At 57.2% G+C, this 23,369-nt stretch carries 23 protein-coding genes and 1 riboswitch; of the genes, 13 read left to right on the top strand and 10 right to left on the bottom strand.

Annotation, left to right across the window (positions count from 1 at the left end):
* Window position 1: 1 nt before the first annotated feature.
* Genes HV213_RS01720 through HV213_RS01705 form a run of 4 tightly spaced genes read left to right on the top strand, consistent with a single transcriptional unit; the run spans window position 2 to window position 3,598 of the window.
* A complete protein-coding gene (locus HV213_RS01720) occupies window positions 2–1,171 on the top strand; it encodes a beta-ketoacyl-[acyl-carrier-protein] synthase family protein (RefSeq protein ID WP_181484581.1) in 1,170 nt (389 codons plus the stop codon).
* Window positions 1,168–1,644 (top strand): hotdog family protein, encoded by a 477-nt coding sequence (locus HV213_RS01715; RefSeq protein WP_181484580.1) that lies wholly within the window; start codon window positions 1,168–1,170, stop codon window positions 1,642–1,644. The genes HV213_RS01720 and HV213_RS01715 overlap by 4 nt, the downstream gene beginning before the upstream one ends.
* Window positions 1,641–2,372 (top strand): 3-ketoacyl-ACP reductase FabG2, encoded by a 732-nt coding sequence (locus tag HV213_RS01710; protein ID WP_112214843.1) that lies wholly within the window; start codon window positions 1,641–1,643, stop codon window positions 2,370–2,372. Before HV213_RS01715 ends, HV213_RS01710 begins: the two co-directional genes overlap by 4 nt.
* A complete protein-coding gene (locus HV213_RS01705; protein WP_181484579.1) occupies window positions 2,369–3,598 on the top strand; it encodes a beta-ketoacyl-ACP synthase in 1,230 nt (409 codons plus the stop codon). The genes HV213_RS01710 and HV213_RS01705 overlap by 4 nt, the downstream gene beginning before the upstream one ends.
* A gap of 241 nt (window positions 3,599–3,839) precedes the next feature.
* Here HV213_RS01705 and arnF read toward each other — a convergent pair whose 3' ends face one another.
* The 8 genes from arnF to HV213_RS01665 form a co-directional block, all read right to left on the bottom strand.
* Complete coding sequence (gene arnF, locus HV213_RS01700; RefSeq protein ID WP_181484578.1) at window positions 3,840–4,223, bottom strand: 4-amino-4-deoxy-L-arabinose-phosphoundecaprenol flippase subunit ArnF; 384 nt, start codon at window positions 4,221–4,223, stop codon at window positions 3,840–3,842.
* A complete protein-coding gene (arnE, locus tag HV213_RS01695) occupies window positions 4,223–4,561 on the bottom strand; it encodes a 4-amino-4-deoxy-L-arabinose-phosphoundecaprenol flippase subunit ArnE (RefSeq protein WP_181484577.1) in 339 nt (112 codons plus the stop codon). The genes arnF and arnE overlap by 1 nt, the downstream gene beginning before the upstream one ends.
* Window positions 4,558–6,213, bottom strand: coding sequence for a lipid IV(A) 4-amino-4-deoxy-L-arabinosyltransferase (gene arnT, locus HV213_RS01690; protein WP_181484576.1), 1,656 nt, complete (start codon window positions 6,211–6,213; stop codon window positions 4,558–4,560). The genes arnE and arnT overlap by 4 nt, the downstream gene beginning before the upstream one ends.
* Window positions 6,213–7,115 carry a 4-deoxy-4-formamido-L-arabinose-phosphoundecaprenol deformylase gene (gene arnD / locus HV213_RS01685; RefSeq protein ID WP_181484575.1) on the bottom strand — a complete coding sequence of 301 codons (903 nt, stop codon included), beginning with the start codon at window positions 7,113–7,115 and terminating at the stop codon, window positions 6,213–6,215. The genes arnT and arnD overlap by 1 nt, the downstream gene beginning before the upstream one ends.
* Entirely contained in the window at window positions 7,112–9,097 is a 1,986-nt protein-coding gene (arnA, locus tag HV213_RS01680; RefSeq protein ID WP_181484574.1) for a bifunctional UDP-4-amino-4-deoxy-L-arabinose formyltransferase/UDP-glucuronic acid oxidase ArnA, read from the bottom strand. The genes arnD and arnA overlap by 4 nt, the downstream gene beginning before the upstream one ends.
* A complete protein-coding gene (arnC, locus tag HV213_RS01675) occupies window positions 9,094–10,077 on the bottom strand; it encodes an undecaprenyl-phosphate 4-deoxy-4-formamido-L-arabinose transferase (protein WP_181484573.1) in 984 nt (327 codons plus the stop codon). Before arnC ends, arnA begins: the two co-directional genes overlap by 4 nt.
* 1 nt (window position 10,078) lies before the next feature.
* On the bottom strand, window positions 10,079–11,218 hold the full coding sequence (arnB, locus tag HV213_RS01670) for a UDP-4-amino-4-deoxy-L-arabinose aminotransferase (protein ID WP_181486316.1): 1,140 nt from the start codon (window positions 11,216–11,218) through the stop codon (window positions 10,079–10,081).
* A gap of 389 nt (window positions 11,219–11,607) precedes the next feature.
* Window positions 11,608–12,114, bottom strand: coding sequence for a phenolic acid decarboxylase (locus HV213_RS01665; protein ID WP_181486315.1), 507 nt, complete (start codon window positions 12,112–12,114; stop codon window positions 11,608–11,610).
* Window positions 12,115–12,211: 97 nt separating this feature from the next.
* Here HV213_RS01665 and HV213_RS01660 point away from each other — a divergent pair, with 97 nt between their 5' ends.
* From HV213_RS01660 to nikR, 7 genes are all read left to right on the top strand, one after another.
* Complete coding sequence (locus HV213_RS01660; RefSeq protein ID WP_181484572.1) at window positions 12,212–13,069, top strand: LysR family transcriptional regulator; 858 nt, start codon at window positions 12,212–12,214, stop codon at window positions 13,067–13,069.
* Window positions 13,070–13,352: 283 nt separating this feature from the next.
* Entirely contained in the window at window positions 13,353–14,921 is a 1,569-nt protein-coding gene (nikA, locus tag HV213_RS01655) for a nickel ABC transporter substrate-binding protein (RefSeq protein WP_181484571.1), read from the top strand.
* Complete coding sequence (gene nikB, locus HV213_RS01650; RefSeq protein ID WP_181484570.1) at window positions 14,921–15,865, top strand: nickel ABC transporter permease subunit NikB; 945 nt, start codon at window positions 14,921–14,923, stop codon at window positions 15,863–15,865. Before nikA ends, nikB begins: the two co-directional genes overlap by 1 nt.
* A complete protein-coding gene (nikC, locus tag HV213_RS01645; RefSeq protein ID WP_181484569.1) occupies window positions 15,862–16,695 on the top strand; it encodes a nickel ABC transporter permease subunit NikC in 834 nt (277 codons plus the stop codon). Before nikB ends, nikC begins: the two co-directional genes overlap by 4 nt.
* A complete protein-coding gene (nikD, locus tag HV213_RS01640) occupies window positions 16,695–17,459 on the top strand; it encodes a nickel import ATP-binding protein NikD (RefSeq protein WP_181484568.1) in 765 nt (254 codons plus the stop codon). The genes nikC and nikD overlap by 1 nt, the downstream gene beginning before the upstream one ends.
* Window positions 17,456–18,226: a nickel import ATP-binding protein NikE gene (gene nikE / locus HV213_RS01635; protein WP_181484567.1), complete on the top strand. Its 771-nt coding sequence runs from the start codon at window positions 17,456–17,458 to the stop codon at window positions 18,224–18,226. Before nikD ends, nikE begins: the two co-directional genes overlap by 4 nt.
* Before the next feature lie 3 nt (window positions 18,227–18,229).
* Entirely contained in the window at window positions 18,230–18,646 is a 417-nt protein-coding gene (nikR, locus tag HV213_RS01630) for a nickel-responsive transcriptional regulator NikR (RefSeq protein WP_142670538.1), read from the top strand.
* Here the strand turns inward: nikR and HV213_RS01625 are convergent.
* A complete protein-coding gene (locus tag HV213_RS01625; protein WP_181484566.1) occupies window positions 18,641–19,549 on the bottom strand; it encodes a DMT family transporter in 909 nt (302 codons plus the stop codon). The two genes, nikR and HV213_RS01625, sit on opposite strands and share 6 nt — an antisense overlap.
* A gap of 102 nt (window positions 19,550–19,651) precedes the next feature.
* On the opposite strand from HV213_RS01625, the gene HV213_RS01620 reads away from it, so the two are divergent.
* Window positions 19,652–20,566 carry a LysR family transcriptional regulator gene (locus HV213_RS01620; protein WP_181484565.1) on the top strand — a complete coding sequence of 305 codons (915 nt, stop codon included), beginning with the start codon at window positions 19,652–19,654 and terminating at the stop codon, window positions 20,564–20,566.
* Window positions 20,567–20,663: 97 nt separating this feature from the next.
* Window positions 20,664–20,847, top strand: a riboswitch (M-box (ykoK) riboswitch).
* A gap of 56 nt (window positions 20,848–20,903) precedes the next feature.
* Complete coding sequence (locus tag HV213_RS01615; protein WP_181484564.1) at window positions 20,904–21,917, top strand: magnesium transporter; 1,014 nt, start codon at window positions 20,904–20,906, stop codon at window positions 21,915–21,917.
* Between the two features lie 39 nt (window positions 21,918–21,956).
* Here the strand turns inward: HV213_RS01615 and HV213_RS01610 are convergent, their stop codons facing one another.
* Window positions 21,957–23,150: a BaiN/RdsA family NAD(P)/FAD-dependent oxidoreductase gene (locus HV213_RS01610; RefSeq protein WP_181484563.1), complete on the bottom strand. Its 1,194-nt coding sequence runs from the start codon at window positions 23,148–23,150 to the stop codon at window positions 21,957–21,959.
* Window positions 23,151–23,369 lie beyond the last annotated feature (219 nt).

The following is a 23,369-nucleotide window of genomic DNA, read 5'->3' as shown; positions in this document are numbered from 1 at the left end:
GATGATCTACATTTCTGCGGTTGGCATGATTAACGCGCTGGGCAACCACGCCGATGAAATCGCCGCCAATCTGATACGCGGCGTGGCTCCCGGTATGCGCCCGCGCACCGGCTGGCTTCAGGGCCATCCGCACGCGGTGTTAGCTGGCGTTGACGGTGAACTGCCGACGATTCCCGATGAGTTTAGCGCCCATCGTTCGCGCAATAATCAGCTGCTGCTGGCTGCACTGGCGCAAATCCAGCCGCAGGTGGATGACGCCATTGCGCAGTTTGGTCGCGACCGCGTTGCCGTGGTGCTCGGCACCAGCACCTCCGGGCTGGACGAAGGCGACGTGCATGTTGATCTCACGCTCAACGGCAAAGCGAGCAGCGCCTGGCAATACCCGCAGCAGGAGCTGGGCGACCCGTCGCGCTTTCTCAGCCACTGGCTGGCATTGGACGGCCCGGCGTTTACGCTCTCTACCGCCTGCTCCTCAAGCGCCCGCGCGATCATGAGCGGACGCCGCCTGATTGAGTCAGGGCTGGCGGACGTGGCGATTGTCGGCGGGGCGGACACGCTCAGCCGGATGCCAATCAACGGTTTCCACAGCCTGGAATCACTCTCGCCAACGTTATGCCAGCCATTTGGCCGCGACCGCTGCGGGATTACCATCGGTGAAGGCGCGGCGCTGATGCTGCTGACCCGCGAACCGCAGCCGATTGCGCTGCTGGGCGTCGGCGAATCCAGCGATGCGTACCATATTTCGGCTCCGCATCCGCAGGGCGAAGGGGCGATTCGCGCCATTCGTCAGGCGCTGAACGACGCAGGGATGACGCCGGAGCAGGTGGGATATATCAATCTGCACGGTACCGCCACGCCGCTGAACGACAAAATTGAGTCCAACGTGGTAAGCGAGCTGTTTGGCGAGAACGTCCCGTGCAGTTCCACCAAGCACCTGACCGGACACACGCTGGGCGCGGCAGGTATTACCGAAGCCGCCATCAGTATGCTGATTTTGCAGCGCGACCTGCCGCTGCCGCCGCAGGATTTCAGCCAGTCGCCGCGCGATGAAACGCTGCCTGCCTGCGGGATTATCGAGCGCCAGCAGCCGCTACCGCGCCCGGTCATCCTGTCAAACTCGTTTGCCTTTGGCGGCAATAACGCCAGTATCCTGCTCGGGAGAATGTCATGAGCCACTATTTAGCGCCCGAAGACTATCTGCCTCACGATGCGCCGATGCTGCTGCTTGAAGAAGTGGTTAGCGTGACGGACGACTCCGCTACCTGCCGCGTCACGGTATCGCCCGACGGCGTACTGGCTCCGTTTCTCGATGCCGAGGGCTATCTGCCCGGCTGGTTCGCCCTGGAGCTGATGGCGCAGACCGTTGGCGTGTGGTCCGGCTGGCACCGTCATCAGGCGGGTCAGGCCAGTATCTCGCTGGGCATGGTGCTCGGGGCGCGTGAATTAGTCTGTGCGGCGGGAATATTGCCAGGTGGCCTGACGCTGGATATTAACGTCACGCTACTGATGCAAGATGCACGTTTTGGCAGCTTTGAATGCGCCATTCAGGCCGGTGAAGAGATGCTGGCAAGCGGTCGCGTCAACACCTTCCAGCCGACAGCGGAAGAACTTAACACCCTATTTCAACAAGGAGCGTCCGCATGAGTCGTTCAGTTTTGGTTACCGGCGCCAGTAAGGGCATTGGTCGCGCCATCGCCCGCCAGCTGGCGGCGGACGGCTTTGTGGTCGGCGTTCACTATCATCGCGATGCACAAGGTGCCCAGGAGACGTTGGATGCAATCCTCGCTGCTGGAGGCTCGGGGCGTCTGCTAGCCTTTGACGTCGCCAACCGCGAGCAGTGTCGAGAAGTGCTGGAGCAAGATAACGACGCGCACGGTGCCTGGTACGGCATCGTCAGCAATGCCGGCATTACCCGCGATGCCGCCTTCCCGGCGCTCAGCGATAACGACTGGGATGCGGTGATCCACACCAACCTCGACAGCTTCTATAACGTTATCCAGCCGTGCATGATGCCGATGATTAGCGCTCGTCAGGGTGGGCGCATTATTACCTTATCGTCGGTTTCCGGCGTGATGGGCAATCGCGGACAGGTCAACTACAGCGCCGCCAAAGCGGGGATTATTGGTGCGACAAAAGCGCTGGCGATTGAGCTGGCAAAACGCAAAATTACCGTCAACTGCATCGCGCCGGGGCTGATTGATACCGGGATGATCGAAATGGAAGAGGCCGCTCTGAAAGAAGCCATGTCGATGATCCCGATGAAACGGATGGGCCAGGCCGATGAAGTGGCCGGGCTTGCCAGCTATTTAATGTCGGATATCGCAGGTTACGTCACCCGTCAGGTGATTTCTATCAATGGAGGGATGTTATGACACGTCGCGTCGTGATCACAGGGATGGGCGGCGTCACCGCCTTTGGCGAAAGCTGGCAGGCCGTTTCCACCCGGCTGCAGGCGTATGAAAACGCAGTGCGCAAAATGCCGGAGTGGCAGGTTTATGACGGGCTGCACACGCTGCTGGGCGCGCCGGTCGATGATTTCACCCCACCGGAGCACTATACCCGCAAGCGTATTCGCTCTATGGGTCGCGTGTCGCTGATGTCCACCCGCGCGACCGAACTGGCGCTGGAGCAGGCCGGGCTGATTGGCGATGCGGTGCTGACCAACGGTGAAACCGGCATCGCCTACGGCTCGTCAACCGGCAGCACTGGTCCGGTGAGCGAATTCGCTACCATGTTGACCGAAAAGCACACCAATAATATTACCGGCACCACTTACGTGCAGATGATGCCGCACACCACCGCCGTCAACACCGGGTTATTCTTCGGCCTGCGTGGACGAGTGATCCCCACCTCCAGCGCCTGCACCTCCGGCAGCCAGGCGATTGGCTACGCATGGGAAGCGATTCGTCACGGCTACCAAACGGTGATGGTCGCCGGCGGCGCGGAAGAGCTGTGTCCGTCGGAAGCGGCGGTGTTTGATACCCTATTCGCCACCAGCCAGCGTAACGACGAACCGAAAACCACGCCCTCACCGTTTGATGAACATCGCGACGGGCTGGTAATAGGCGAAGGCGCAGGCACGTTGATTCTGGAAGAGCTTGAGCACGCCAAAGCGCGCGGCGCGACGATTTACGGTGAGATTATCGGTTTTGCCACCAATTGCGATGCGGCGCATATCACCCAGCCGCAGCGCGAGACGATGCAGATTTGCATGGAGCAGTCGCTGAAAATGGCGGGCTTAAACGCGCGGGATATCGGCTATATTTCGGCCCACGGCACGGCTACCGACCGCGGCGATATTGCTGAAAGTCTGGCAACGGCGGCGATTTATGGCGACAACGTGCCGATCTCGTCACTGAAAAGTTATTTTGGCCATACGCTGGGTGCCTGCGGGGCGCTGGAAGCCTGGATGAGTTTGCAAATGATGCGCGAAGGCTGGTTTGCCCCGACGCTCAATTTAAACCGTCCGGATGCTAACTGCGGCGCACTGGATTACATCATGGGTGAAGCCCGCAAGATTGATTGCGAGTTCCTACAAAGCAACAATTTTGCTTTTGGCGGCATCAACACCTCGCTGGTGATCAAGCGCGGGCCCTGAGAGATAGCTTTTGGGAATAGCGGCGGCCCATTTCCCGGAGGCGGCGCTCAACGCGCCTTGTCCGGGCTACCGGCCCGCAGACGGCGGTGAACCCGTAGCCCGGTCAGCGTAGCAAGCAGCGCCGATGCATCGGGTTCGGCACATCTCCCGGAGGCGGCGCTTGACGCGCCTGTCCGGGCTACTGGCCCGCAGACGGCGGTGAACCCGTAGCCCGGCTAAGCGCAGCGCGAGCCGGGAAACATCAGCCCCGGCGCTTCACTGGCCAGAAGATAGTCAGTACCCCGGCAACAATCAGCAGCACGCCCAATAACGATTGCCAGTGGAAAGGCTCATACCAGCCGGGGAGCCAGATGGCGGCGGCCCACACCAGAATGTAGCTCAGACTGAGCAGCGCGTAGGCCTTCGCCAGCGGTAATTGGTGCAGGGCGAAGTACCAGCAGACCATCGACAGCAGATAGCCGAGCAGGCCAAACGCCAGGCCGAAGGTCCCCGCCCGCAGATGCAGCAGATGATTAAGAAAGGTGAATAAATCCGTCAGCGGCGGCAGTTCGACCATCGCGCTGCGCAGCAGGAGCTGTGCGGCGCTGACTAAACCCACGCTAAATAACGCCCAGATTAAGCCCATCAGATGCGGCTCCCCAGAATAACGATCCCGACGACGATCAGCCCTACGCCAACCCAGTGGCGTCGCGCCACCGGTTCGCGCCAGATTCCCCACGCCGCAAGGGTCACCCAGACAAAGTTCAGGCTCAGCATCGGGTAAGCCACGCTGACCGGGATAGACTGCAGGACGCTCAGCCACAGCAGCATGCCGCAGCCCAGAGAGAGCAATGCTAACCCCAACCAGCCAAGGATATGGTGCCCGCGCCGCCCGGATTTAGACGGGCGGGTCGCCTGTTTCTGGCACAGCTGTCCGACGCAGCTCAGTAAGCTGGCTAAAACCAGACAGATCCAGACGCTCATTGCGGCAGGTACTGGATAAACACCACCCGGCCTAGCTCATAGGAGTTATCAGGTTTGGGTAGCGGTAAGTCGGCCATACTCTCTCCTTTGTCCATCAGCAGAACCAGTGAAATCGGCCCCTGCTGGCGGTGCGCAGCCAGCCAATCGGCAAATTGTTCTTTATCCACAAACTGGCTCTGGGCATCCGGCCAGGACAGGCCGTACTTCAGCTCGCCCTGCTTGTCGAACAATATAATATCGCTGCGCTTTAACTCCCATGACAACCCGCCAGCAATACCGACGTTATTGGTCAAAACGTAGCGGCTCGGCGTCAGCGACTCGCTGACAATATCCACCAGGAACTGCGGCTGCTTGCTGTCGATAACCCGGTCCGGGATAGCAAAACCCACCAGCAGCGCCAGCCCCAGCGGGCAGATGGCGGCTAAGGTCCAGCGGCGGCCATTGTCCTTCATCGCCATCCAGCCCATCAGCGCCCAGCAACCAAAAATCAGCGCCGCCAACAGGCACTTATACAGCTCAATATGGTTCCACACCGGCTGGTGCATAAAGCCCCAAGGCGAAACCACCAGTACAGCAACCAGGCCAATCAGACCGAAGGCCAGGTTGATCATACCGTTGATTTTCAGCGCTTTCGCCCCGGCCTTCGCCGCATCCAGCGCGTAGCGCGCCATCAGAATCGACAACGGCGCAAAACACGGCAGGATATAGGTTGGCAACTTACCTTTGGCAATGCTGAAGAACAGGAACGGCATCGCCACCCATCCCAGCAGATACAGCGCCCCGCGTGATTCATCGCGCTCGGTCCAACCGCGCTTGAGCGCTCCCGGCAGCAGCGCCAGCCACGGCAGACTCCCGGCTATCAGGAACGGAATGTAGTACCAGAACGGCGCTTTATGCTGGGCATCTTTTTCAGCAAAACGCTGGATATGTTCCACCCAGAAGAAGTAGCGCCAGAAGTCCGGTTCACGTTTGGCGATGACAAGCCCCCACGGCAGCACGACCAGCACGCAGACGCCCACCGCCAGCCAGCCGTAGGTCAGCACTTCGCGCCAGCGCTTACGCGCAATCACCCACGGCAATACCCCGACCACCGGCACCGCCAGCGCGAGGAAGCCTTTGGTCATCACCCCCATCCCACAGGCCACGCCCAGTAAGACATAACCAACGATTTTGCCGCTGTGGTTTTGGGCCTGTACCGCGCCCCAGAAGCTGCACATCGCCAGCGCCATCCACATGGTAATCATCGGGTCCAGTACCGCATAGGTGCCAATACTGTAGACCAGCAGCGCGGTCAGGAAGATAACCGGCGACAGGATCGCCAGGCGTTTATCGCGAAATACCTGCCACGCTAGCCAGGCCACCAGCAGGGCGGTGACGGTAATAGAGAACACGACCCCGAAGCGGACGCCAAAATTATTGTGACCGAATAGCCACTGGCCAATGCTGTTAATCCAGTATCCGGCGATGGGTTTTTCAAAATAGCGCAGGCCGAGGAAATGCGGCACCACCCAGTCGCCGGTCGCCAGCATCTCACGGCTGATTTCCGCATAGCGGGTTTCATCCGGCTGCCAGAGCAGGCGGAAGTTCAGCGGCAGTAAATAGTAGAGGGCAAAAAGGGCGACCAGAGCCGCGCCGTAGCGAATGCTTTTCATCAAACACCCGAATTGAGTAATTGTTCACGTCCAAGCCAGCCTTCCCGGCCAGCCAGTTCACCACGAACCACTTTGCCTCGCGGCAGCACGCTAAAATCGGCGGGCAGCAGCTGGCTTAGCGGGCAAAACTGAATCTCTTCCTGAGCGGCCATGGTCAGCAGTTCATCAAACTGTTGAGCAAAGGCAATCCCCTCGACTTCAGCATGGATGGTATAGACCGGAGTACCCGTATCGCGATGGATACAATCCAGCAGATAGTGGTTGAAGCCCGCAATATCCACTGCGCTGCCGACCACTTCATCCCAGGTCGGTAACGTCACCGGGATTTGCACGGTTCCCGGCGCGCCGTTGCCCAGCACCGGTAAGAAGGGGCCGGTTCCCCGGCAATCGCTGTTGTAGAGGAAGTCGAAAGCCTCTTTGGCCTTGATGACCCGCTGATCGGCCCGCCAGCCCGCAACGGCGGAGCAGGCAACCGGACGACCGATAATCCGCTCCAGCTCCAGCAGCCCGCGCTCGACCTCCAGCGTCAGCCGCTCCTGCGGCCAGACGCCGCTCCACGCCTGCCAGCTATAGTGATCCCAGGCGTGCAGACCCACTTCATGCTCCTGCGCGGCGGCGCGGATAACCTCTTCATTACCCGCACCAATTCTGCGCCCCGGCCAGGCGGTACCGGCCAGCAGGATATCCCAGCCATACAACGAAGCGGCCTTTGAACGCAGCATCTTCCACAGAAATTTCGGTTTTACCAGGCGCCATAAATGACGCCCCATGTTGTCCGGCCCGACGCTAAAAAAGAAGCTTGCCTGAATCCCGCGCTGCCCCAGCAGAGCCAGCAGCCGCGGGACCCCGTCCCGCGTGCCGCGAAAGGTATCGACATCTATGCGTAAGCCGACCTGTCTCATGATTTGTTGTCGTCCACCAGTTCAACCGTGCGCAGGAAGAAGTCCAGAGTGTGTTCCACCGTCTCTTCCATCTCTACCGTCGGCACCCAGTTCAGGCAGCGCTTCGCGTTGCGAATGCTCGGCTTGCGGTGCTCAACGTCCTGATAGCCTTTACCATAGTAGTCGCTACTTTCCACTTCACGGAAACCGGCAAACGGCGGGAAGCGGTCGCGCAGCGGGTGACGCTCAAAGCAGGCCAGCAGCATTTCCGCCAGCTCTTTGATGCTCGCTTCGTTATCCGGGTTACCGATGTTGATAATCTGCCCATCGCAGCGACCATCTTTGTTCTCGATAATGCGGAACAGCGCTTCGATACCGTCGCTGATATCGGTGAAGCAGCGCTTCTGTTTACCGCCCTCAATCAGCTTGATCGGCGAACCTTCGACCAGGTTAAGAATCAACTGGGTGATGGCGCGAGAGCTGCCAATGCGCGCGGCGTTGAGGTTATCGAGGCGCGGTCCCATCCAGTTAAACGGACGGAACAGGGTAAACTTGAGGTTGTTCTTATCGCCGTAGGCCCAAATCACGCGGTCCAGAAGCTGCTTGGAAACCGAGTAAATCCATCGCTGTTTGTTGATCGGCCCGACCACCAGGTTCGAACTATCTTCATCGAAGTTGTTGTCGGTGCACATGCCGTACACTTCGGACGTCGACGGGAAGATAATGCGCTTATCGTATTTCACGCAGTCGCGGATGATCTTCAGGTTCTCTTCAAAATCCAATTCAAATACGCGCAGCGGATTGCGGGTGTACTCAATTGGGGTCGCAATCGCCACCAGCGGCAGCACGACGTCGCACTTCTTAATGTGGTACTCGATCCACTCGGAGTGAATGCTGATATCGCCTTCAACGAAGTGGAAACGCGGATTGTCGAGGAAACGGCTGATGGCATCAGAGCCAATATCCAGGCCGTAAATTTCGTAGTTGTCGTCCAGCAACAGGCGCTCGGTCAGGTGGTTGCCGATAAAGCCGTTCACCCCGAGGATCAGCACGCGGGTGCGGCGCTTAATCGCCACGACAGGTTTGCTGCTCAGCACCGCGCCAGCAACCAGGCCCAGCGCCTGCGCCAGCTGCGTACCCTGCATATAAACGCCGCGCTCGGTCTGCCCGGTGACGATTTCCAGCGCCCCTTCCTGACAGGCAACAACCAGCGGCGCAGTGGAAATCACCGTACCCGGTTTCGCGGCGTTCAGGTCCTGGCGCACGCGAGATTTCCAGACGATAAACTTGTTCGCCCCGGCGTAGCTGAACGCGCCCGGCCACGGGTCGGAGACCGCGCGCACCAGGTTATGCAGCGTCTGAGCGGGTTGCTCCCAGTCAAGGCGACCATCTTCCGGCGAGCGACGACCCACGTATGTCGCCTGGCTCTCATCCTGCGCGCGCTCGTCGGTTTTGCCGTCGCGGATGGCCGGCAGCGCTTGACTCAGCAGCTCCGTCGCTGCAGCGCAGAGTTTACGATGCAGAGTGAGCGCCGCGTCATCCGCGCCGATCGCCACGCGGGTTTGCCCCACGATATTCCCGGCGTCCGCACGGTTAACCATCCGGTGCAATGTGACGCCGGTTTCGCGCTCGCCGTTCACCAGCACCCAATTCAAGGGCGCACGACCACGGTATTTCGGCAGCAGTGAACCGTGCAGGTTGAAAGCCCCCTGCGGCGCGAGGTTCAGAATGTCATCGCACAGCAGGTTGCGGTAATAGAACGAGAACAGCACGTCCGGTTTTATCTCACGGATACGTTCGATCCACAGCGGATGGTTCACGTCTTCTGGCGCCCACACCGGAATGCCTTGCTCTGCGGCAATACGCGCCACGGAGCCAAAGAAATGGTTTTCGCCAGGGTTGTCCGGATGGGTAAAAATAGCGGCGATGTCATAACCGGCATCCAACAGAGACTGAATACCTGCACAACCCATATCGTGATAAGCGAAGACTACAGCTTTCATGAACGATCTTCCTCTTGAGATGCCGTTTCCGGCTGGCGAACAACACGTTGAATAAAGTAGCGGGGACGGGCGCGGACATCGTTATAGATGCGGCCGATATACTCCCCAAGCAGGCCCATGCCGACGAACTGAGCACCGATAAACATAAACAGCACGGCGAACAGCATAAACACCCCTTCTGCCGCCCACTGCGGGCCAAACACCAGGCGCAACGCCACCAGCAGGATGGCGAAACCAAAGCCCAGCAGGGCGATAACGCTGCCGAACAGGCTCAGCAGGCGCAGCGGCGTGGTGGTCAGGCAGGTGACCAAGTCGTACATCAGGTTAATCAGGCGCATAAAGCTGTATTTGGAATCACCAAATTCACGCTCGGCGTGCATCACCGGGATCTCGACCGCCCGGCGGGCAAAAGTGTTCGCCAGAATCGGGATGAACGTACTGCGCTCGTGGCAGTTGAGCATCGCGTCGATAATGTGGCGGCGATAGGCGCGCAGCATGCAGCCATAGTCGCCCATCGCTTTACCGGTAGTGCGCTGGATCAGGCGGTTGATCATCTTCGAGGCGCTTTTACGGAAGAAGGTATCCTGACGGTTCTGGCGAACGGTACCGACCACGTCGTAGCCCTCATCGGCCTTCTCCACCAGACGCGGGATCTCTTCCGGCGGGTTTTGCAGATCGGCATCAAGGGTAATGATCAGATCGCCGGTGACGTGACTGAAGCCCGCCATAATCGCCGAGTGCTGGCCATAGTTACGGTTCAGCAGCACCGCCACCACGTGGCTACCTTCGGCCTCGGCGGCTTCGGTTAACATCCGCGCCGAGTCATCGCTGCTGCCGTCGTCGACCAGCAGAATTTCATATTGGCGTCCGAGCGTCGCGCAGACGGTATCGGTGCGGCGGATAAGCTCCGGTAGGCTCTCCTGTTCGTTATAAACCGGGATAACCACCGAGACCTTTTTCACGGGAGGATAGCTAAACATATCAACGTCCTGACAGCTGGTGCAGTGCGGCAATGACCCGAGTGACATCGTCATCGGTCATATCCGGGAACAACGGAATGGAACAAATGCGCGCACTGTTCCATTCCGTATGCGGTAATGAAACTTCAGGGAAACGCTCGCGGTAATACTTTTGCGTATGCGCCGCGCGGAAGTGCAGTCCGGTGCCGATGCCCATGGCTTTCAGTTTTTCCATCAGAGCATCGCGGCTGATACCGCAGGTGGCCTCGTCGATGCGGATAATAAACAGGTGCCAGGCGTGCTGGTGTTCCCAATCAGGTGCCGCCAACGGTTTGAATGGGGTATCCGCCAGTTCGCTCAAGTAGCGTTGGGCAATTTTGGCGCGCCGCAGATTGGCGTGGGCCAGTTTATCCAGCTGCACCAGGGCCAGCGCGGCGTTAATATCCGCCAGATTGTATTTAAAGCCCGGCGAGATCACCTCCGCCTGCGGAGCGCGGCCCAGAGTCTGGCGGTCGTAGGCATCAACGCCGAGACCGTGGAACTTCAGGCTGCGAATGCGCGTCTCCAGCTCGTCATCGTCGGTCACCACCAACCCGCCTTCGGCGCAGGTCATATTTTTGATCGCATGGAACGAGAAGATGGCGGTACCGCGCCAGCCGACATGGCGGCCTTTGTAGTGAGTTCCCGCCGCGTGTGCAGCGTCTTCAATCACCGCAATTCCGTGCCGCTCGCCAATGGCGCGAATAGCATCGATATCCACCGGCGCGCCCGCATAGTGCACGGGCACGATCGCTTTGGTTCGCGGGGTGATCGCTGCTTCAACCGCTTCGGGGGTAATCATCAGATTATCGGGATCAACATCGATCATCACCGGGGTCGCCCCCAGCAGGCAGATCATGTTCAGCGTGGAGACCCAGGTCTGGGAAGGGGTGATCACTTCATCGCCCGCACCGATTCCCATCGCCATGAGCGTGACGTGCATCCCGCCGGTCGCCGAACTGACCGCGATAGCGTGGCGGTTGCCAGTTAACGTACAGAACGCCTCTTCCAGCGCCTGATTTTTCGGCCCGGTGGTGATCCAGCCCGATTGCAAAACTTCACGCAGCGCAGCCAGCTCTGCATCGCCCATCGACGGGCGCGAAAACGGCAAAAAATCGCTCATCATTTTCCTGTTCTGTAAATGACCCGACGAGGAACGGGGTCGATAAGAAATATCCTGCACCTGCTGACTTAAACAAAATGAAAATGAAAGCAAAATCAGTTTGATGACGCATTTCATTACAGGATATTCAGACGCTATCAAATTTAGACAGGTTTGCTTAGGATAATATTAAGAAATTAATACTAATGAGATTTAATTTAAAATATGATTAAAAATCATATTGATAGAGTTTAAATTAAGAAAGGACGGCGTTCCTGACTGAGGGGGAAATAGCAGGAACGCATTAGAGAAAAGTAAACGAACATTAAACCAAATTCAATAATCTATCTTTTAGCCTGATTTACGGAATTTAAAAATACCAGATAGATCACATAATTATTTCTGGTGTATTACAAGTTAGCAGGAAAGTTAGCAGGTAATTCACTCGCCGGGCAATTAATCACTTCATCATTATCCGCACCGCAGTCGCGAACGAAAGTAATGGTGGCAAACTCATCAATCACTTCAGTCGGGTAAGCCGGACCAGCTTCACGGTAAGACACCATCAGCGGGATATGATCGTTCTGGAAACAGACGGTTTTTTCCGGATTGTTGATCACCCAGCGCGGGAAAAAGATGGTGCCGTGGAACAGTTTATCGCCGAGGTTAACAATGAGGCTCACGTCGGTGCCGGTCGGCTCGGTCCAGGAAATTTTATAGATGCTTTCACCCACGCGAACAATGTAAGCCAGCTGATCTTTCACCCAACGATTGGCCACGATCCCGCTATGGATTCGGTAATCCAGAGTGGTGGCGTTTTTAACGTAAATCTCGTAGTTCCAGCCGTTATCGTAGGTATAAACCAGATGTTTGCCGATAAAACCGCTCAGGTCATGTTTGTCGAAAGTGCTCATAATCTGTTCTCCTCTATTTGTTGAGAACAAGCATACTGCTTTAAAAAATGGATAAATAACGCTATGTTTGGATTAAATACATCCACTTTTTAGATTAGTCATGCACAAGACCACCCTCGAGCAATGGGCGCTGCTGGAGAAGGTTGTTGAGCTGGGCAGCTTCGCGAAAGCGGCGGAAGAGACCCACCGTAGCCAGTCTTCGGTGAGCTATAACCTTGCGCTATTGCAGGAGCGGCTGGGGGTTACGCTGCTCACGCCTTCTGGCCGCCGCGCGGTACTCACCCCGGCGGGCAAGCTGCTGCTCGGCCAGGTCAAGCCGCTGTTGCAGGCCTTTTCTTATGTTGAAACTCATGCCGCCACCCTTCGCGACGGCGCACGAACCCGGCTGGATCTGCTGGTCGATAGCATTTTCCCCCGCGAACGGCTGTTTGCCATTCTGCGCCAGTTTCAACAACGCTATCCGCAAACCCAGGTCAGGCTGACCGAGGTACTGGAAAATGTTGAGGAGGAACACCCGGCGCGCAGCGAAGCCGACGTGATGGTGCTCACCCGCCGTCAGGATATTACCGGGCGCGGCGAGTGGCTGATGAATATCGATTTTGTTGCCGTCGCCCATCGCGATCATCCGCTTTCGGCATTCGAGGGGCCGCTGGATGATAATGCGCTGGCGCCCTGGCCGCTGGTGCGCATCGCTGACCGCAGCAACGACCCGCAATCCGTCCGCGATGCGTGGACGTTCTCTACTATTGATGCCGCCATTGATGCGGTGCTGTATCAGGTTGGTTTCGGCTGGCTGCCGGAAGAGCGTATTCGTTCCCAGCTCAAACAAGGGGTACTGAAGGCGCTGCCGCTGGGCCACGGCGCACGGCGGGCAACGCCGCTGCATCTGATCGTTAAACGGGATTTAACGCCCATTGATGAACAAGTCGCTACGCTGCTCGATCTGTTCAGAACATAAAGCGCCCGGTGGAGGCTGACGCCTTACCGGGCCTACGGTACTGGCCGAGAATGTATACACAAAATCATTCAAGTTGTATCGAGGCGGCAAGGGAGAAAATCCCCGGGAGCATAGATAACTATGTGACTGGGGTTTTTGACCGCAGCCAACAAAGAGACAGCTTGAAGGATGAAGTGTATATATGATTTTCTTATACTTTCAGGCCAAATATTGATCCAGCTTACGCTGAAAGTATGATGAATCCTTAAAATCGTCATACTTTTCTGTCGCTGAGACTAAAGCCTTGTCTATCATCCGCACCGCCCTGCTGGCGCTAATCGCCTGCGCACCTTTGCTGGCCAATGCCGCCCCCAACGAAATTACCACCGCCTGGCCGGTTAACATCGGACCGCTCAACCCGCACCTCTACACGCCTAACCAGATGTTTGCCCAGAGCATGGTGTATGAACCGCTGGTGAAGTATCAGGCGGATGGTTCGGTGAAACCCTGGCTGGCAAAAAGCTGGACGCATTCGGCGGACGGTAAAATCTGGACCTTCACCCTGCGCGATGATGTGACTTTCTCCAACGGTGAAGCGTTCGACGCGCATGCCGCCGCGGAAAACTTTCGTGCGGTACTTGATAACCGTCAACGCCACGCCTGGCTGGAGCTGGTCAATCAGATAGTCGACGTCAAGGCGCTCAGCAAAAACGAGCTGCAAATTACCCTGAAAAGCGCTTATTACCCATTTCTGCAGGAGCTGGCGCTGCCGCGCCCTTTCCGCTTTATCGCCCCCTCGCAGTTTAAAGACAATGAGACCCTGCACGGCATTAAAGCGCCGATTGGCACCGGCCCGTGGGTGCTGCAAGAGTCAAAGCTCAATCAGTACGATGTGCTGGTACGTAACGACCATTACTGGGGCGAAAAACCGCAGATTCAAAAGATTACCGTCAAGGTGATCCCGGACCCGACAACCCGCGCGGTGGCGTTTGAAACCGGCGATATCGACCTGTTGTACGGCAACGAAGGGCTGCTGCCGCTGGATACCTTCGCCCGTTTCAGCCACAACCCGGCGTATCGAACCCAGCTTTCGCAGCCGATTGAAACGGTGATGCTGGCGCTCAACTCCGCAAAGGCACCGACTAACGAGCTGGCAGTACGCGAAGCGCTGAACTACGCGGTAAATAAAAAATCGCTTGTCGATAACGCCCTATACGGTACCCAGCAGGTAGCCGATACGCTGTTTTCTCCCACCGTCCCTTACGCGAATATTGGTTTGAAACCGCGCCAGTACGACCCGCAGCAGGCAAAAGCATTGCTGGAAAAAGCGGGCTGGGCGCTGCCCGCAGGCAAAGCGATCCGTGAGAAAAACGGCCAGCCGTTGCGTATTGAGCTGTCGTTTATTGGTACCGATGCGCTAAGCAAATCGATGGCCGAAATTATCCAGGCCGATATGCACCAGATTGGCGTCGACGTAGCGCTGGTTGGCGAGGAAGAGAGCAGTATTTATGCCCGCCAGCGCGACGGTCGCTTCGGCATGATTTTCAACCGTACCTGGGGCGCGCCGTACGACCCCCACGCCTTTATGAGTTCGATGCGCGTCCCGTCCCATGCTGATTTTCAGGCACAGCAGGGTTTAGCCGATAAACCGATCATTGATAAAGAGATTGGCGAAGTGCTGGAAACCAGCGACGAAACCCAGCGTCAGGCATTGTATCGCGACATTCTGACCCGTCTGCACGACGACGCGGTCTACCTGCCCATCAGCTACGTCTCGATGATGGTGGTCGCCAGACCGGAGCTGGGCGCGATTCCCTACGCGCCGATTGCATCTGAAATTCCGTTTGAACAGATTAAACCGGTGAACCCCTGATGCTGCGTTACGCGTTGCGGCGCATGGCGCTGCTGATCCCGATGATTTTCGCCGCCTCGGTGATTATCTTTCTGATGCTGCGTCTGGGAACCGGCGACCCGGCGCTCGACTATTTGCGCCTGTCGAACCTGCCGCCGACGCCGGAGATGGTCGCTTCCACGCGGCTGATGCTGGGTCTGGATCAGCCGCTTATCGTGCAATACGGCGCCTGGCTGTGGAAGGCGCTGCACCTGGATTTTGGCATCTCGTTCGCGACTCAGCGCCCGGTACTGGATGATATGCTGACCTTCCTTCCTGCCACGCTGGAGCTGGCGGGCGCGGCGCTGATACTGATCCTACTCACCTCGGTACCGCTCGGCATTTGGGCGGCGCGCCATCGTGACCGTCTGCCGGATTTTGTTGTGCGGGTTATCGCTTTCCTCGGCGTCTCAATGCCCAACTTCTGGCTCGCCTTTCTGTTGGTGATGCTCTTCTCGGTATATCTGCAATGGTTGCCCGCACTGGGCTACGGCGGCTGGCAGCATCTCATTCTGCCAGCGGTGTCGATTGCCTTTATGTCGCTGGCGATTAACGCCCGTTTGCTACGTGCCAGCATGCTGGAGGTCGCCGGGCAGCGTCACGTGACCTGGGCGCGGCTGCGCGGTCTCAACGACAAGCAAATCGAGCGCCGCCATATTCTACGTAACGCCTCGCTGCCGATGATCACCGCCGTCGGCATGCATATCGGTGAGCTGATTGGTGGCACCATGATCATCGAGAATATCTTTGCCTGGCCCGGCGTTGGACGTTATGCCGTGTCGGCGATATTTAACCGCGACTACCCGGTCATTCAGTGCTTTACCCTGATGATGGTGATTGTTTTTGTGGTCTGTAACCTGATTGTTGACCTGCTGAACGCCGCGCTGGATCCGCGCATTCGCCGCCATGAAGGAGCACACTCATGAACTTTTTCCTCTCATCGCGCTGGCCCGTCCGCCTCTCTTTAATCATGATTGCCCTGCTGGCGGTGATTGCACTCACCAGCCAGTGGTGGTTACCGTACGACCCGCAGGCCATTGATTTACCGTCACGCTTGCTTGCTCCCGATAATCAGCACTGGCTGGGCACCGACCATCTGGGACGCGATATTTTCTCGCGCCTGCTGGCGGCAACTCGCGTGTCGCTTGGCTCGGTGATGGCCTGTTTGCTGTTAGTTCTGGCGCTGGGATTGATCGTCGGCGGCAGCGCGGGGCTGATTGGCGGCCGTGTCGATCAGGTCACCATGCGCATCGCGGATATGTTTATGACTTTCCCGACCTCGATCCTCTCTTTCTTTATGGTTGGCGTACTGGGAACCGGGCTGACCAACGTGATTATCGCCATCGCCCTGTCGCACTGGGCGTGGTACGCGCGGATGGTGCGCAGCCTGACGATCTCCTTGCGCCAGCGCGAATTTGTACTCGCCTCCCGACTTTCCGGCGCGGGACATATTCGAGTGTTTGTCGACCACCTGGCTGGTGCCGTGATCCCCTCGCTGCTGGTGCTGGCGACCCTGGATATTGGCCATATGATGCTGCACGTCGCCGGGATGTCGTTCCTCGGACTCGGCGTTACCGCGCCAACCGCCGAATGGGGAGTGATGATTAACGACGCGCGCCAGTACATCTGGACCCAGCCGCTGCAAATGTTCTGGCCGGGGCTGGCGCTGTTTATCAGCGTGATGGCCTTCAATATGGTGGGTGACGCGCTGCGCGATCATCTCGACCCCCATCTGGAAACGGAGCATGCCCACTGATGCCGCAACAGATTGAACTGCAAAACATTACGTTACTGGCTGAACAACCGCTGGTGCGCGGCGTTTCTTTGGTGCTCAAACGCGGACGCGTGCTGGCGCTGGTCGGCGGCAGCGGCAGCGGAAAATCCCTCACCTGCGCGGCGGCGCTGGATATTCTCCCTTCCGGCGTGCGGCAAACGGCAGGAGTCATCCTCACGGATGGCAAACCGGTCGCCCCCAGCGAACTGCGTGGTGTGAAAATCGCCACCATTATGCAAAACCCGCGCAGCGCCTTTAATCCGTTGCATACTATGGCGGCTCACGCGCGGGAAACCTGCCGGGCATTAGGCAAACCATCAGATGACGCTACGCTTATCAGTGCGTTAGAGGCCGTGGGGCTGGAGCAGGCAGAACGCGTGCTGAAGCTTTATCCCTTTGAGATGAGCGGCGGCATGCTCCAGCGGATGATGATTGCGATGGCGCTGCTGTGCGATGCGCCGTTTATTATCGCCGATGAACCGACCACCGATCTGGACGTCGTCGCCCAGGCGCGCATTCTCGATCTGCTGGAGAGCATAATGCGCAGCCGTGCCCCCGGAATGCTGCTGGTCACTCACGATATGGGCGTCGTCGCGCGGCTGGCGGACGACGTAGCGGTGATGGACAACGGCAAGATCGTGGAACAGGGGGATGTCGAAACAATCTTCAACGCGCCACAGCACCCCATCACCCGCAATCTGGTTGCCGCACATCTCGCCCTGTATGGGCTGGAGCTGGCCTTATGACATTACTTAGCGTCTCTACGCTCTCGCACCAATACGCAAACTTACCGGTGCTAAAAGAGGTTTCTTTAGCGCTGAAAAACGGCGAAACCGTCGCCCTGCTGGGACGCAGCGGCTGCGGGAAAAGCACGCTGGCACGCCTGCTCGTCGGCCTGGAATCACCCACCGAGGGCAGCGTCAGCTGGCGCGGCGAGCCGCTCGCCCACCTCAATCGCAGCAAACAAAAAGCATTTCGCCGGGATATTCAGATGGTGTTTCAGGATTCCATCAGCGCGGTAAATCCGCGGAAAACGGTGCGTGAGATTTTGCGTGAACCGATGCGCCATCTGCTGTCATTAACGAAACAGGAACAACTGGCCCGAGCCAGAGAGATGCTCAACGCGGTCGACCTCGACGATAGCGTACTCGACAAACGGCCACCGCAGTTGAGCGGCGGGCAGCTCCAGCGCGTCTGCCTGGCGCGGGCGTTAGCGGTAGAACCTAAGCTGCTTATTCTGGATGAAGCGGTGTCGAATCTCGATCTGGTACTCCAGGCGGGCATCATTCGTCTGCTCAAAAAACTACAACAGCAGTTCGGCACCGCCTGTCTGTTTATCACCCACGATTTACGTCTGGTGGAACGATTTTGCCAGCGGGTGATGGTGATGGATGAGGGGAAAATCGTCGAGACGCAGACCGTGGGCGACAGATTAATCTTTTCCTCTAACGCCGGCCGCGTGTTACAAAATGCGGTACTTCCCGCCTTTCCCGTACGCCGTAATAAGGTCTAACAGATGCAACGTGTCACTATCACCCTTGATGACGATTTACTCGAAACGCTGGATAGCCTGAGCCAGCGCCGTGGCTACAACAACCGTTCCGAGGCTATCCGCGATATTCTGCGCGGCGCGCTGGCTCAGGAAACCACCCAGGAGCACGGCACTCAGGGCTTCGCGGTGCTCTCGTATGTTTATGAACACGAGAAGCGAGATTTAGCCAGCCGTTTAGTCTCCACCCAGCATCAACACCACGATCTCTCCGTCGCCACCCTGCACGTACACATCAACCACGACGACTGCCTGGAGATTGCCGTGCTGAAAGGCGATATGGGCGATGTTCAGCATTTTGCCGATGATGTCATCGCCCAGCGTGGCGTGCGCCACGGCCATTTGCAGTGTTTGCCGACGGAGGACGATCTCTCCCACTCATAAAGCGTGGGACTCACTAACCCGGCGCGAACGCGAGCACAGGGTAATACCGCAGATAATCGCCAGCGCGCTGATCAGGTGGTACGTATAGAGCGGCGCGTGCAGAAAGAGAATGCTGAACAGGCCGCCGCTGAGCGGAATGAGGTGCGAGAACACCTCCCCACGCGTGGCGCCAATCGCCGCAATGCCTTTATTCCACAAAAGGTAAGAGAGCCAGGAAGGGAAAATCACCAGATAAGCCAGTCCGAGAAGGAAATTCAGCGACAGGTAAGGTGCTAAATCCAGATCAGCCGCCTGTAGCGTATTCGCTATCAAAACCGGCAGCAGCATGATCGCCCCCACCGAGGCGCTGACGGCGACAAAGCCATTACCGGCCACCTCTTTCGGTTTCAGGCGCAAAAAAGCGCAGTAGGCCGCCCAGCTCATCGCCGAGCCCATAGTCCAGAGATCGCCCCGATTCAGGTTGCGCAAAGTTGACCAGTCCGTGACGTTTCCTTGCAAAATAAGCCAGATAACACCGCAGGAACTTAATATTACGCCCGCGACATTTCCCGTCGAAATATGCTCGTGGAATATAAAGCGATTAATCAGTAGCACCATCGCCGGGGTCGTCGATAAATAAATTGCCGCATTCAATGATGAGGTATATTGCAGACCGACATAGAGCGTCAGGGGAAATAAAACCTGGCCGCACAGTGCCAGAAAGAAAACAATCCCTTTCGCCTGTTTTATCGCTGGCCACTGCTGTTTAACCTGGCGAAAGTAGAGCATCATCAAAAGGATAGCAGTAGCCCACCAGCGCAGCGCTGATAGCACAATAGGATCAACCTGCGATACCAGCAGGTGACCAATCACATAATTACCGCCCCAGAAGCAGGCCGCCAGCGCGAGCAGAAGATAAGGCATACAAACACCTTGATTTACCTTAAACATATGCCATTCAGGGTACTGCTCACGAATAAGCCAGTGCTAATATAAAGTTTTCATTCAGGCGTATAGTTTGAAACTATGAAGTTCACCCTAAGACAGCTGGAATTCTACGTCGCGCTGGCCGAGACGCTACAAATCTCAAAAGCCGCCGGGCGTTGCCATATCTCTCAGTCATCGATGACGGTCGCGATGCGTAATCTGGAAACGATTATGAACACGCAACTCTTTGTTCGCCATCCGAAGGGCATTGAGCTTACTGTCGACGGGGAACGCTTTCTGAGCCATGCGCGCACAATCCTCTCCGCTAGCGAAGCCGCGATTAACGACCTGCACAATCAGCCGGAAATGACCACCGGCAGCGTGCGTGTAGGCATCGCTGAAACGCTCTCGGCCTATCTGCTACCCGGCATTTATAGCGAGCTGGAGCGCCGTTTCCCGCTGCTGGAGATCCATTTTCAGGAAGGTTCATCTCAGGCGCTGATAACATCCTTACATCAGCAGGAGGTCGACTTTTGCCTGGTGTTAACGTCAAACATTCGCCACGATGATGATCTGACAATTGATACTTTCTTGCGCTCCCTGCGTCGTCTGTGGGCGCCAATCGGTCACCCTTTACTCAGCCAGCCGGAGCTGCGGCTGGCTGATATCGCAAAGGTCCCGTTTTTACTGCTTGAGACCGATGATTACCCCACCGTGATCCTTGACGTCTGGCGGCAGCGCGGCGGGCAGCCGGATATTCGCTACCGCACCAACTCCTTCGAGGCTATCCGCACTTTTGTTTCACAGGGTAAGGGTGTCACGATCCTTTCGGACCTCGTCTGGCGTCCCTGGTCGCTTGAGGGGCTGCGCGTGATGCGACGCACGGTCGACGATTGTATGACGTGGATGGACGTCGGAGTGGCGAGCCTGCGGCAAACGGCACTACGGCCCGAAGCCCGGCGCGTAGTGGATTTCCTGCGTCAGGCGATACATCGCTTTGACGGTCAGCCATGATCCGCTAAAAAGCAGTCGGGCTTTCTCAACAATTAATAAACCATATAAATTATACGCTTGGTTAATTATCCAGCTTCGCTAATAATTAAGCCTCATTTAACGATCTCGTTATGGCGAGGCTCCTGCATAAATATAAGTTACCGCCCTGCTGGTATCGAGAGAGACCACTCAGGGAAATACAGGCTTCCATCGAATCAAGGTGTTGCCAAGGTAACTTCTGACGGCGTTCATGCCGGACAGATACGTTGTGCAGTGCTAAAACCAGGACGTAGGGATCTGCCTGTGCTCATCCTGTCTTGTTCGCCCCTATGAGTGATTTTTTATAGGGAATTACACCATGTCTTCAATTCAACTGTGCGCCGCGCATCCGGCTATCTCTGCTTTTGACGGCGACGCGATCGCCCAGTACATGCGTACCGATTTCATTACTCTGCCGGAGCATCTCAGCGTTCATGAAGCGCGAGAGCTATTCGTTTCTCAGCTTTCCGGCGATGAGATCCCAGGCCAGGTGTTTGTTGTCGCCGGAAAAAAACTGCGCGGTAGCTTGTCGATTAAAAAGCTGCTCCAGGAGAGCGATACCGCTCAATCCATTCGTTATTTAATGGATAGCTGTCTGTTTCGTGTCAGGCCTGACGACGAGCGCCCGCAGGTGGTCGCCGAACTGGCCGAGCGTGGTCTCGACCTGGTACCGGTAGTCGAAAAGGGGGAGCTGGTTGGCTGCCTGATGGAAAAAGAGATTGCCCATCTGCTGGAAGATGATGTGACTGAAGATGCCCAGCGTCAGGGAGCAACGCTGCCGCTGGAAAAGCCGTATCTGGAAACCAGCCCGTGGGCGCTCTGGAAAAAGCGTTCGGTTTGGCTACTGCTGCTGTTCGTCGCCGAAGCCTACACCAGCAGCGTATTGCAGCATTTTGAAGAAGCGCTGGAGTCAGCGATTGCGCTGGCCTTTTTCATTCCGCTACTGATTGGTACCGGTGGCAACAGCGGGACGCAGATCACCTCCACCCTGGTGCGTTCCATGGCGCTTGGGGAAGTGCGGCTGCGGGATATGGGGCACGTAATCCGTAAAGAGGTCTCCACCTCGTTGCTGATAGCTATCACTCTTGGCCTGGCGGGCTGCCTGCGCGCGTGGATGATGGGCATCGGCATGGAAATCACGCTAATTGTCAGCCTGACGCTGGTGTGCATTACCCTGTGGAGCGCGGTGGTGTCGTCGGTGATCCCGCTGACGCTCAAGCGCCTCGGTATCGACCCGGCGGTGGTTTCAGCACCGTTTATCGCTACCCTTATCGACGGCACCGGATTGATTATCTACTTCAAAATCGCCCAGTATTTTCTTGGGCTGAATTGATTATTTTCGCCCGGTAGTGAGAATTGCCGGGCTCATCCCTTACTCTTCAACCAGCGCCTGCGCGCACGCCCAGGCTGACGCCCAGGCCCACTGGAAGTTATACCCTCCCAGCCAGCCGGTCACATCCATCACTTCGCCGATAAAATAGAGCCCTGGTACCTTGCGGGCTTCCATGGTGCGTGAGGAGAGTTCGTTGGTATCCACGCCGCCGAGGGTCACCTCCGCCGTACGATAACCTTCGGTACCGTTCGGCTGAACGCGCCATGCGGTCAGCGTCTCAACCAGGGTCTGCTGATCGCGAACGTTAAGCTGTTTCAGGGTGACGTCCGGAAGCTGTCCTAATTGCTGCAAGCACTCAACCAGCCGCTTCGGCAACTGCATCGCCAGCGTATTTTTCAGGCTCTGATTGGGATGCGCCACACGTTGCTCGTCGAGGAACTCATCAAGATGGCAATCCGGCAGCAGATTGATACTGACGAATTCACCCGGCTGCCAGTAGCTGGAAATTTGCAGCACCGCCGGGCCGGACAGCCCGCGATGGGTGAACAGCAGATTTTCGCGGAAGACCGTACCGTTTTCAGCGGTAATAGTTGACGGTACCGAAACCCCGGACAGTACCTGTAACTGTTCAAGCAGCGGCTTATGCAGGGTGAACGGTACCAGTCCGGCGCGAGTCGGCAATACCTTCAGGCCAAACTGCTCGGCAAGTTTGTAACCAAACGGCGAAGCGCCCAGGCCGGGCATAGACAGGCCACCCGAAGCAACTACCAGCTTTTTCGCCGTCACCGTGTCGCCGTTAAGCTGCAGCATGTAACCTTCGTCATTACGTTCGACGCTGAGAATTTCCGTACGCAGACGAATTTGCACGCCGCCCTTTTCACACTCGGCCAGCAGCAGGTTAACGATTTGCTCGGCTGAATCATCGCAAAAAAGCTGACCCAGCGTCTTCTCATGCCAGGCGATGTTGTGTTTGCCAACCAGGTCGATAAAGTCCCACTGGCTGTAGCGCGCCAGCGCAGATTTGCAAAAATGCGGGTTTTGGCTGAGATACGCCGCGGGTTCGATATACATGTTAGTAAAGTTGCAGCGCCCGCCGCCGGACATCAGTATCTTGCGGCCTGGCTTTTTGCCATTATCGAGCAACAGCACGCGGCAGCCCGCCTGCCCTGCCTGCGCCGCACAAAACATTCCCGCCGCCCCGGCGCCAATTACAATGGCATCAAACCTTTCCACGCAACATTCCTCATATCCCGATTGTCGGGAATTGTAAATTTTTCACTCTGGTCGCACCAGCATCAAAAAAATGGATTTACGTACATCGTTGAAAGATATAGGAATACTCCCAACAAGGTAAAACTTAAACAGGAAGAAAATCAAAAAAAGTCTATATTTCACTTTGCCCGCGCCGCTAAAGTCACTGATAATGCGCCGCGTTCATGTCCTCAAAATGGC

Source organism: Klebsiella sp. RHBSTW-00484 (genome assembly GCF_013705725.1).
Lineage (GTDB): Bacteria > Pseudomonadota > Gammaproteobacteria > Enterobacterales > Enterobacteriaceae > Klebsiella.
The sequence above is the reverse complement of the archived record's forward strand: the minus strand, read 5'-3'. Positions and strand labels throughout refer to the sequence as shown.